7 protein-coding genes are annotated in these 11,761 nt (G+C 38.1%); all 7 read left to right on the top strand.

Annotated features, from left to right (window positions below; genetic code table 11):
- Positions 1 to 36 precede the first annotated feature (36 nt).
- The gene (gene ligA / locus QM810_RS02220) at positions 37 to 1,995 is read left to right on the top strand and encodes an NAD-dependent DNA ligase LigA (protein ID WP_414253712.1); all 1,959 of its coding nucleotides are present in this window, start codon (positions 37 to 39) and stop codon (positions 1,993 to 1,995) included.
- 106 nt (positions 1,996 to 2,101) lie between these two features.
- On the top strand, positions 2,102 to 4,384 hold the full coding sequence (pulA, locus tag QM810_RS02215; RefSeq protein WP_414253711.1) for a type I pullulanase: 2,283 nt from the start codon (positions 2,102 to 2,104) through the stop codon (positions 4,382 to 4,384).
- Between the two features lie 286 nt (positions 4,385 to 4,670).
- The gene (locus QM810_RS02210; protein WP_414253710.1) at positions 4,671 to 5,711 is read left to right on the top strand and encodes a DMP19 family protein; all 1,041 of its coding nucleotides are present in this window, start codon (positions 4,671 to 4,673) and stop codon (positions 5,709 to 5,711) included.
- A 375-nt stretch (positions 5,712 to 6,086) separates the two neighbouring features.
- On the top strand, positions 6,087 to 8,015 hold the full coding sequence (glgB, locus tag QM810_RS02205; protein ID WP_414253709.1) for a 1,4-alpha-glucan branching protein GlgB: 1,929 nt from the start codon (positions 6,087 to 6,089) through the stop codon (positions 8,013 to 8,015).
- Positions 8,005 to 9,147, top strand: a complete 1,143-nt coding sequence (locus QM810_RS02200) for a glucose-1-phosphate adenylyltransferase (RefSeq protein ID WP_214261847.1) — start codon at positions 8,005 to 8,007, stop codon at positions 9,145 to 9,147. Before glgB ends, QM810_RS02200 begins: the two co-directional genes overlap by 11 nt.
- Entirely contained in the window at positions 9,137 to 10,276 is a 1,140-nt protein-coding gene (gene glgD / locus QM810_RS02195; protein ID WP_414253708.1) for a glucose-1-phosphate adenylyltransferase subunit GlgD, read from the top strand. Before QM810_RS02200 ends, glgD begins: the two co-directional genes overlap by 11 nt.
- Entirely contained in the window at positions 10,273 to 11,706 is a 1,434-nt protein-coding gene (glgA, locus tag QM810_RS02190; protein WP_414253707.1) for a glycogen synthase GlgA, read from the top strand. Before glgD ends, glgA begins: the two co-directional genes overlap by 4 nt.
- Positions 11,707 to 11,761 lie beyond the last annotated feature (55 nt).

Here is an 11,761-nt window from a genome sequence, read left to right as displayed (position 1 = left end):
TTGTTTCTATAGTCCTTTTTATGGTAAAATGGTTTTATGAATGAAAGAATGAAAGAGCTCGTTGAGTTGCTCAATCGCTATGCGACAGAGTATTATACAAGTGACAATCCATCTGTATCTGATAGTGAGTATGACCGTCTTTATCGTGAATTGGTAGAGTTAGAAAAAGCTCATCCGGACCAAGTCTTGCCAGAAAGTCCGACACATCGTGTAGGTGGAAAGATTCTTGATGGATTTGAAAAATATAGTCATCAGTATCCTCTCTATAGTTTGCAGGATGCTTTTTCACGTGAAGAATTGGATGCCTTTGATGCACGTGTCCGTAAGGAATTGAATAATGTCACTTATATTTGTGAGTTGAAGATTGATGGTTTATCGATTTCTTTGACTTATGAGCAGGGAATTTTTGTTGCTGGTGCGACTCGTGGTGATGGTTCAATTGGTGAAAACATCACGGAAAATCTTAAACGAGTGAAAGACATTCCTTTATCTTTACCAGAAAAATTAGATATCACTGTTCGTGGTGAATGTTATATGCCGAGAGCTTCTTTCAATCAAGTCAATCTTGCTCGTCAAGAAAACGGCGAGTCTGAATTCGCCAATCCACGAAATGCTGCTGCAGGTACTCTTCGCCAGTTAGATACAGCAGTAGTAGCTAAGCGTAATCTTGCAACCTTCCTCTATCAAGAAGCAAGCCCTTCAACTCGGGATAGCCAAGAGAAGGTTTTGGAACATTTAGAACAATTGGGTTTTGTTGTTAATCCAAGACGCCTATTAGCACACAGCATGGATGAAGTTTGGAAGTTTATCCAAGAAGTAGGTCAAGAAAGAGACCAATTGCCTTATGATATCGACGGTGTCGTAATTAAGGTCAACGACCTAGCTGGTCAAGAGCAACTTGGATTTACAGTTAAAGCGCCTAAGTGGGCAGTCGCTTATAAGTTCCCTGCAGAAGAAAAAGAAGCAAAACTGCTTTCTGTTGACTGGACAGTAGGACGAACTGGTGTCGTAACTCCGACTGCCAATCTTACTCCGGTGCAATTGGCAGGTACAACAGTTAGTCGTGCAACGCTTCATAATGTTGACTATATCGCTGAAAAGGATATCCGCAAGGATGATACAGTCATTGTTTACAAAGCGGGTGATATCATACCAGCCGTTCTACGAGTGGTGGAGTCTAAACGTGTGTCGGAGGAAAAACTAGATATCCCAACAAACTGTCCAAGTTGTGAGAGCAAGCTGTTACACTTTGAAGATGAGGTGGCTCTTCGTTGTATAAACCCACGTTGTCCAGCTCAAATCAAGGAAGGTCTAATTCACTTCGCATCTCGTGACGCCATGAATATCTCTGGCCTTGGCCCATCAATCGTGGAGAAATTATTTGCTGCTAATTTGGTTAAGGATGTTGCAGATATTTATAGCTTGACTGTGGAAGATTTTCTCTTATTAGATGGTATCAAGGAGAAATCAGCTCAAAAACTTTATCAGGCTATTCAAACTTCTAAAGAAAATTCTGCTGAAAGACTTTTGTTTGGTTTGGGGATTCGTCATGTAGGAAGTAAGGCAAGTCAGTTGCTTTTACAAAACTTCCACTCAATCGAATCGCTAGCACAAGCCAGTCCTGAAGAAGTTGCAGGCATTGAAAGTTTGGGAAGTGTCATTGCTCAAAGTCTCCAATCTTATTTTGAGACTGAGGGCGCTAAAATCCTTTTAAGAGAATTGAAAGAATTAAATGTTAATCTAGATTATAAAGGACAGGTCGTTGTAGCAGATGCTGCCTTATCAGGTCTAACAGTCGTATTGACAGGAAAACTTGAACGTCTTACTCGCTCGGAAGCTAAAAGTAAACTCGAAAATCTTGGAGCCAAGGTAACGGGTAGTGTATCGAAGAAGACGGACCTTGTGGTAGCAGGAGCAGATGCAGGTAGCAAACTCCAAAAAGCACAAGAACTTGGAATTGAGATTCGAGATGAAGCTTGGTTGGAGAGTTTATAATCATTACACACTAAAGAATGACTATCTTAGATTTCTTGCTCCAATTCGAAAATTTAAACAAGAAATTATTTTTTTAAAATTTAACAATTAGAAATTAGGGAGAACTATGTACAATTATCCTGTACTTATTCATTATCATCGTAAGGATGAGGCTTATAAAGATTGTAGTTTTAGTAAAAAGCCTCTTGATACAGTTGAGTTAGTAAAAGAAGAAGAGTATTTTGGAGAAAAATTTTCTTTAACTCAATCTAGCGAAAAAGCTATCGAAACGATGACTTTTGTAATTACAAAAGACGGTGTTTCAAAAGAGTATCCAATTCGTTTCAATTATTATCCACTTCTAACGGAAGTTTGGATTTTAGATGGAGATGACACTGTTTATTATTCTGAAAATCCAGCTATTGCAAGTCCACACTATAAAGATCAAAATCCATTTGCTTTTGATAAAGCGATTAACAGTGCCAGTTTTGATCACCATTGGGGTTACCAAGGAGAGTTGGGATACCAGGTTTCCGAAGAAGAAACAAGCTTTAAACTTTGGTCGCCAACAGCAACAACTGTACAAGTTGTAGTCTATGAATCAGCTAGCAATGACGCTCCTATCCTAAAAACGTATGAGATGAAGCGTGGAAATAGTTATTCTTATAGTCACAAATATAATACAATAGGAGTTTGGGATTTGACAGTTCCTGAAAGTCTTGCAGGTCGTGCCTATCAATATCTGATTGATTTTCCACATCATCAATCATTGACACGTGATCCATATACCATCGCGACAAGTCCAGATGGCAAACGTTCAGCGATTCTTTCAAAAAAAGAACGTCAAGTTGAAGGTTTTGAAGTTAAGAATGGAACGGAAGCAACTTGGCGATTAGAAAATCCTTGTCAAGCGGTTATTTACGAAATGCATATTCGTGACTTGACCAAGTCTGAAACTTCTGGTGTTTCTCCAGAATTAAGAGGAACATTCTTGGGTGCTGCCCAAACTGGAACAGTCAATCACTTCGGTCAGTCTACTGCATTTGACTACATCAAAGAACTTGGTGTGAACTATGTTCAACTGCAACCAATTGCTGATCGTCACAAAGAGTATGATGCAGATGGAAATGTGACCTACAACTGGGGTTACGATCCACAAAACTACAATGCACCAGAAACCAGCATGTCTACGAATCCAAATGATCCAGGTCAAGTCATCCGCGATTTGAAGACGATGATTCAAGCTTATCATGATGCTGGAATTGGCGTTATTATGGATGTGGTGTACAACCATACGTTTTCAACTGTTGATGCCCCATTCCAAACAACGGTTCCAGACTATTATTACCGAATGAACCGCGATGGAAGTTATCAAAATGGAACAGGTGTAGGAAACGAGACTGCCAGTGAACACGAAATGTTTCGTAAGTACATGATTGATTCATTACTCTATTGGGTGAATGAGTTTAATATCGATGGTTTCCGCTTTGACTTGATGGGAATCCATGACATTAAAACCATGCAGATGATCCGTTGGGCTATGGATGAAGTCGATCCTAAAATCATACTTTATGGAGAAGGTTGGGATATGGGTACTGGTCTAGCACCTTACGATAAGGCTAAGAAAGACAATGCCTATCAGTTGCCTAATATTGGATTTTTCAATGATGATCAACGTAATGCTGTTAAGGGTGCTGAAGTTTATGGTGATATCAAATCAGGCTTCGTAAGTGGTGCTGCCACTGAACCAATTGTTGCCAAAGCTATCCTTGGTAGTCGTGAACTAGGCTCTTATCTAAGCCCTAACCAGGTTGTCAACTATGTAGAAGCCCATGATAACTATAACTTGCATGATTTATTAGCGACACTTCATCCAACAGAAGACCAAGCAAGTATCATGAAAAAGGTAGAAACAGCAACTGCAATGAATCTTCTAATGCAAGGTATCTCCTTTATGGAACTTGGTCAAGAGTTTGGACGTACCAAACTGGTTCCTACAGGTGAAAACGGTGAGTTGACTCATGATGATCGCGAACGTGCCATGAACAGTTACAATGCTCCAGACGCCGTTAACCAGGTAGACTGGGACTTAATCAATGAGCGTCAAGAAAGCATAGAATTTATTCGTCAGATTATAGGTCTTAAAACAAAGAGTAGTGCCTTTTCATACCCTACATACGAGGAAGTATACCGTCACGTCTTTGTTCACACAGCTATTGAAAATAGTGGCTGGATTGTCTATGAAATTCAGGAAGATGACGAGCATTACTTAGTGGTCTTTAATGCTAAAGGAGAATCCCACTATTATGAAAATGCGGGAAACCTTGAAATGCGAATCACTAATAGTCGTTCAAACCAAGAAAACACTCTTGATAATGTGAGTGTAGCAGTCATGAATGTTTTATCCTAAGTCTTAGATTGAAGACGGAGTCAATGAAATGTAGGGCAAAGCTATTTTGTAGAGTCCAATGAATGAACAAAAATGTTTCAAAGTCTCATTTCTACTAAAAATACGAGGTCGGGATTTTTGATTCCGGCCTATACTTCTAGAAAGTCTTCTTTGAAGTCGAAAATAAAACAAAAATTTTCAGAAAAAGTAGTTCATTTTCAAGTACTGGACAGATAGAAAAAGCAGAAGTTTCATTATTAATTGAATTAAAATTAGAAAAGTTCATTACTTTTAGTGGGAGATACTTATGGATATCAATACAATTACTCTGGAAACATTCATCACGTTAAATGAAGAGGAGAAACTTCAGTGTCTTAAAGACATTAAGCATACCTACCAATTCGAAAAGATAAAGGAAATCATCTCAGAGCTTGGTTTAGAAAATTTAAGTGGTCAAGTACTTAGTGAACTAGCCAAAGTTTGTAATAATTGGAGTCAATTTGAAGAGGCAAAAACAGTTTTAGAGATAGTCTCTGAAGAAGATAGGGATGCTATTTGGTATTATAGAAATGGTTTTACCCATTGGCGTTTATCTAGTGACCCGAAGAATGACTTTAAAACTGAAGCTAATCAGGCTCTAGCTTTATTAGAAAATGCTATCAAAAATGCTGATTCCTCAACAAATCCAGTCATTGAATGGTGTATTGAGTTGGTTAAAGTAGGTTCTCTAAGGGAAGTTCTTGAAGCTAAGCCAGCAGATTATCCCTTGCTAGAAAAATACTATTTTGAAGATGTTAATGAAACTAATCAAGAAATGAAAATTGCGCAGAATAAGAAATTATACAAGAATATTACGGTAGAAGACGTTCAAAAGGCAAGAGACTCATGGGATATTATTAAACCAGTATACGAAACTGTTAACATCTATAACACCTATGAAGACTATCTCGATTCTGCAAAAATCTTTACTTTAGAACAAAGATACCTTCTGGCGATTATCTGGTATTTTATCGAAGTAAACAATGGAGGCCACTATCAATTTTTCGATAATTCGACAGGGATTGTCTGGGAAGATACTTTAAAGGGGTTGGAACTATTTGGAATGACGGAGCATGCTGTTAATTTCAAAAATCTTCTTGCATACTTTGGTGGAGCTATCTCCTTTGTTAGAGAAGAGAGATCGGAGATGCTGGCACAGATGGAAGAAGAGCATGGTGATGCTTTTTATCAGAAGTTGAATGAAGCAGATGATTTTGTTTATGATTATGATGGAAATGAGAATGAACTAAGTTTTATCAAAAAATATCCAGAGAAATTTATTTTTCAGGGAAATGCAGATAAATCGTAAAGAATAGTAAATAAAGACAGAGCAGATTGGAAGATCTGCTCTATTTTTTAGGGGAAAATCCTTGCTTTCTGAATAATTTCAATCTAAGTTGAATATCATAAATTCCATATTTACGGATTTTGAATATATTTTTTTAGAATATCAGGCTAAAAATTGCTTAAACCCGAATATTTTGTTACTATTATATAAAAAATGTAAGAAAATGAAAAGAAACGAAGATAAAACAGAAAATTAAAACGATTTTCCTGGGACACATCAGAAAATTATTTTCAGATTTTCAAAATAATTTTTAAAATATAGTAATTTACTTGAAACTTCTCTTAAAAGATAGTATAATAGAAATATAGAAAACGCTTACAATATAAAGGGGGATTTATGGATACATTAGAAGCTTTAAGAACTTTTACAACAGGCGAAAATTTCCATCTTCAGCACTATTTGGGCGCACATCGTGAGGAGAAAGACGGGGAATGGGGTTACACATTCCGTGTTTGGGCTCCAAATGCGCAAGCTGTTCATCTAGTTGGTGATTTCACTAATTGGGTTGAAAATCAAATCCCTATGGTTCGAAATGAATCTGGAGTTTGGGAAGTTTTTACAACTTTAGCCCAAGAGGGTCAGATTTATAAATATCATATCACACGGGCTAACGGTCATCAGCTTATGAAGATTGATCCTTTAGCTGTTCGGTATGAAGCACGTCCAGGAACAGGGGCTGTTTTAACAGAAATCCCAGAAAAGAAATGGAAGGATGGACTTTGGTTAGCTCGTAGAAAACGTTTGGGATTTTTTGAAAGACCAGTTAATATCTATGAGGCTCATGCAGGCTCTTGGAAGAGAAATCCAGACGGAACTCCATACAGTTTTGCTCAATTAAAAGAAGAGTTGATTCCTTACTTAGTTGAGATGAACTACACTCATATTGAGTTTATGCCTTTGATGGCGCATCCGCTTGGTTTGAGCTGGGGCTATCAACTGATGGGGTATTTTGGTTTAGAACATTCTTACGGAAGACCAGAAGAGTTTCAAGACTTTGTTGAAGAGTGTCATTTAAACAATATCGGAGTTATTGTGGACTGGGTTCCTGGTCACTTTACAATCAATGATGATGCTCTAGCTTATTATGACGGAACACCAACTTTTGAATATCAAGACCATAACAAAGCTCATAACTATGGTTGGGGAGCATTAAACTTCGACTTAGGGAAAAACGAAGTGCAATCCTTCTTGATTTCTAGCATTAAGTTCTGGATTGATTTTTATCATTTAGATGGTATCCGTGTAGATGCTGTAAGTAACATCCTTTATCTTGATTATGATAATGCACCTTGGACACCAAATAAAGATGGTGGCAATCTCAACTATGAAGGTTACTATTTCCTTCAGCGTTTAAATACTGTTATTAAGCTAGCTCACCCTGATGTCATGATGATTGCAGAAGAAAGCTCTTCGGCAACTAAAATAACAGGTCCGAAAGAGATCGGTGGTCTTGGATTTGACTACAAGTGGAACATGGGCTGGATGAATGACATTCTCCGTTTCTACGAAGAAGATCCAATTTACCGCAAGTATGATTTTAACCTTGTAACCTTCAGTTTTATGTATGTCTTTAATGAAAATTATCTTCTACCATTCTCACATGATGAGGTGGTTCATGGTAAGAAGAGTATGATGCATAAGATGTGGGGAGATCGCTACAATCAGTTTGCAGGCCTGAGAAACCTTTATACTTATCAAATTTGTCACCCTGGTAAGAAATTACTCTTTATGGGTAGCGAATTCGGTCAATTCTTAGAGTGGAAATCAGAAGAGCAATTAGAGTGGTCAAACCTTGAAGATCCAATGAATGCTAAGATGAAATACTTCACATCTCAACTGAATCAACTTTATAAAGACCATCGTTGTCTTTGGGAAATTGATACAAGTTATGATGGAATTGAAATCATCGATGCTGATAATAGAGATCAAAGTGTTCTATCCTTTATTCGTAAGGGTAAAAAAGGCGAGATGCTAGTCTGTGTCTTCAACATGGCACCGGTTGAACGTCCTGATTTTACAATTGGATTACCAGTTGCAGGTATTTACGAAGAAATTTGGAATACAGAGTTGGAACAATGGGGTGGAGTTTGGAAAGAACACAATCAAACTGTTCAAACTCAAGAAGGGTTATGGAAGGATTATGAGCAGACATTGACCTTTACTTTGCCAGCTATGGGTGCAAGTATTTGGAAAATCAAACGTCGCTTGAAACCTACAAAAAAGGAATCAAATAAATGTCAAAAAGGAGTAGAAAATGAAGAATGAAATGCTAGCTTTAATCCTTGCCGGTGGGCAAGGAACTCGTCTTGGTAAACTCACCCAAAGCATTGCAAAACCAGCTGTGCAATTTGGTGGGCGCTACCGTATCATTGACTTTGCTCTTTCTAACTGTGCCAACTCTGGAATCCACAATGTTGGGGTTATCACACAGTATCAACCTCTTGCTCTTAACAATCACATCGGGAACGGTTCAAGCTGGGGTCTAGATGTAATTGATTCAGGTGTTTCAATCCTTCAACCTTACTCTGCAAGTGAAGGAAATCGTTGGTTTGAAGGTACGAGTCACGCGATTTACCAAAATATCGACTATATCGATAGCATTAATCCTGAGTATGTTTTGATTCTTTCAGGAGACCATATCTACAAGATGGACTATGATGATATGCTCCAATCACACAAGGATAACAATGCCAGCTTGACTGTAGCTGTCTTGGATGTACCATTAAAAGAAGCTAGTCGTTTCGGTATCATGAATACAGATGCTAATAATCGTATTGTTGAATTCGAAGAAAAACCTGCCCAACCAAAATCAACTAAGGCATCAATGGGAATTTATATTTTCGATTGGAAACGTCTGCGCAATATGCTCGTTGCAGCTGAAAAGAATAATATTGACATGTCAGACTTTGGTAAGAATGTTATTCCTAACTACTTAGAGTCTGGAGAAAGTGTTTATGCCTATGAATTCAGTGGATACTGGAAGGATGTCGGCACTATTGAATCGCTTTGGGAGGCAAATATGGAATATATTTCTCCAGACAACGCTCTAGATAGTCGTAATCGTCAATGGAAAATCTATTCTCGTAACCTTATCTCTCCACCAAACTTTATTGGAGAACATGCTCATGTAGAAGACTCTCTCGTAGTTGATGGATGTTATGTAAATGGTACCGTGAAGCACTCTATTTTATCTACAGCAGCTCAAGTTCGTGAAGGAGCAGAAGTTGTTGATTCTGTCATCATGAGTGGAGCAGTAGTCGGAAAAGGTGCTAAGATTAAACGTGCCATTATTGGTGAGGGTGCTATCATTGCTGATGGTGTAGAAATTGATGGAACGGAAGAAGTAGAAGTAGTCGGGTATAACGAAGTAGTGGGGGTAGCAACAGATGAAGATTGATAAATATTCAGCGATTTTAGGAAACACTGTTGGTTTTCATGATATGTCAACCTTGACGAGTAATCGTCCTGTGGCGAGTTTGCCATTCGGAGGAAAGTATCGCTTGATTGACTTCCCACTCTCAAGTTTAGCAAATGCTGGTGTTCGTAGTGTCTTTGGAATCTTCCAACAAGATAATATCAGCTCAGTTTTCGACCACATTCGTTCAGGTCGCGAGTGGGGCTTGAATACACTACTTAGTCACTACTATTTAGGTATTTACAATACACGTGTAGAAAGTAGCACAGTCGGTAAAGAGTATTATCAACAACTCTTGACTTATTTAAAACGTTCTGGATCTAACCAAACTGTTTCCTTGAACTGCGATGTTTTGGTAAATATTGATCTTGCTCAGGTTTTCCATTTGCACAATACTACCAAATCTCCTATCACAGTTGTTTATAAGAAACTACCTAAGAAGGATATTTCAGAAGTAAATGCAATCCTTGATATCGATGAAACTGACCATGTACTTTCTCACAAGCTCTTTGATAAAAAATTAGACCAAAATCTTTACAACATGTCTACCGATATCTTTGTCGTTGATACCCCATGGTTGATTGAACGTCTTGAAGAAGAAGCTCAGAAAGAACATCCAGAAAAACTTCGCTATGTTCTTCGTGATTTGGCAGCTAAAGAAGGTGCTTTTGCCTACGAGTATACTGGCTATTTGGCAAATATTCATTCTGTAGAAACTTACTACCAAGCGAATATTGATATGCTTGATCAGCATAAATTCTACTCTTTGTTCTCTCCAAATCAAAAGATTCATACAAAGGTGAAAAACGAAGAACCAACTTATTATGCACCTGGTTGTGAAGTAAATACTTCGCAGTTTGCTTCTGGTAGTATTGTCGAAGGTAAAGTTGTTCGTTCAGTTATTTCTCGTAATGTTCAAATTCATAAAGATAGCTTAGTTAAAGAATCTATAGTTTTCCCTCGTGTTATCATTGGTGAAGGCGCTCAAGTTGAGTATGCAATTATTGATAAGGGTGCTGAAGTAGCTGATGGAGTTGTTATTCGTGGTACAGCAGAAAATCCTGTTGTCATCAAAAAAGGTGAAAAAGTAACAGAGGACATTCTTTCATGAAAATTTTATTTGTAGCAGCCGAAGGAGCCCCTTTCTCTAAAACAGGTGGCTTGGGAGATGTTATCGGGGCTCTTCCAAAATCATTAGTTAAAGCTGGTCATGAAGTTGCTGTTATCTTGCCATACTATGACATGGTGGAAGCCAAGTTTGGTGATCAAATTGAAGATGTTCTTCAATTTGAAGTATACGTTGGTTGGCGTAGACAATTTTGTGGCATTAAGAAGACAGTTTTAAATGGTGTTACATTCTACTTTATTGACAACCAGTATTATTTCTTCCGTGGTCATGTGTATGGGGATTTTGATGATGGAGAACGTTTTGCCTTCTTCCAACTTGCGGCTCTAGAAGCTATGGAGCGAATCGGATTTATCCCTGATGTCCTCCATGCTCATGACTACCATACAGCTATGATCCCTTTCTTATTGAAGGAAAAATACAGATGGATACAGGCCTACCAAAACATTAAGACTGTCTTAACTATACATAATTTGGAATTCCAAGGGCAATTCTCTGAAGGTATGCTTTGGGATTTGTTCCGAGTTGGATTTGAGCGTTATGCGGATGGTACAGTTCGTTGGAATGATTGCCTTAACTGGATGAAGGCTGGTATCCTCTATGCAGATCGTGTATCTACTGTATCGCCAAGCTATGCTCATGAAATTATGACACCAGAGTTTGGTTGTGGTTTAGATCAGATACTCCGTATGGAATCTGGAAAGCTTTCTGGTATTGTAAATGGAATCGATACAGATCTATATAATCCAGAAACGGATCCACTGTTGGATTATCATTTTAATAAATCAGACCTATCAGGAAAAGCTCAGAATAAAGCTAAACTTCAAGAAAAAGTTGGTCTTCCAGTTCGTCCCGATGTTCCAATGATTGGTATTGTGTCGCGTTTGACAAGACAGAAAGGTTTTGATGTCGTTGTTGAAGGTTTGCATCGCATGCTTCAAGAAGATGTTCAAATTGTTCTCTTGGGTACAGGTGATCCTGGTTTTGAACAAGCCTTCTCATGGTTTGGTCAAGTATTCCCAGATAAACTTTCTGCAAATATTACCTTTGATGTCAAGCTAGCACAAGAAATTTATGCAGCCTGTGATATTTTCCTCATGCCAAGTCGTTTTGAACCTTGTGGACTTTCTCAAATGATGGCTATGCGCTATGGAACATTACCACTTGTTCATGAGGTAGGCGGGTTGAGAGATACTGTTCAACCGTTTAACCCTATTGAAGGAACTGGCACAGGATTTAGTTTTGATAACTTGACTCCATATTGGCTTAACTGGGCTCTAGAAACTGCCTTGGATGTTTACTATAATCATCCAGATGTTTGGAAAAATCTTCAAGTCCAAGCTATGGAATGTGACTTCTCTTGGGATACAGCTTGTCAGTCTTACCTTGATTTGTATCACAGCATAGCAAATTAAATAAATAAAATCGTATGATGCTTTCATACGATTTTTTGAGATGATGAAAATATGG

The organism is Streptococcus infantis, from assembly GCF_047464155.1.
GTDB classification, from domain to species: domain Bacteria; phylum Bacillota; class Bacilli; order Lactobacillales; family Streptococcaceae; genus Streptococcus; species Streptococcus infantis_U.
The sequence above is the reverse complement of the archived record's forward strand: the minus strand, read 5'-3'. Positions and strand labels throughout refer to the sequence as shown.

What these genes read in the sequence shown, in the direction of transcription:
- glgB (WP_414253709.1), top strand. Translation starts at nt 6,087, where the DNA reads ATGGATACATTAGAAGCTTTAAGAACTTTTACAACAGGCGAAAATTTC.
- ligA (WP_414253712.1), top strand. Translation starts at nt 37, where the DNA reads ATGAATGAAAGAATGAAAGAGCTCGTTGAGTTGCTCAATCGCTATGCG.
- glgA (WP_414253707.1), top strand. Translation starts at nt 10,273, where the DNA reads ATGAAAATTTTATTTGTAGCAGCCGAAGGAGCCCCTTTCTCTAAAACA.
- QM810_RS02200 (WP_214261847.1), top strand. Translation starts at nt 8,005, where the DNA reads ATGAAGAATGAAATGCTAGCTTTAATCCTTGCCGGTGGGCAAGGAACT.
- pulA (WP_414253711.1), top strand. Translation starts at nt 2,102, where the DNA reads ATGTACAATTATCCTGTACTTATTCATTATCATCGTAAGGATGAGGCT.
- QM810_RS02210 (WP_414253710.1), top strand. Translation starts at nt 4,671, where the DNA reads ATGGATATCAATACAATTACTCTGGAAACATTCATCACGTTAAATGAA.
- glgD (WP_414253708.1), top strand. Translation starts at nt 9,137, where the DNA reads ATGAAGATTGATAAATATTCAGCGATTTTAGGAAACACTGTTGGTTTT.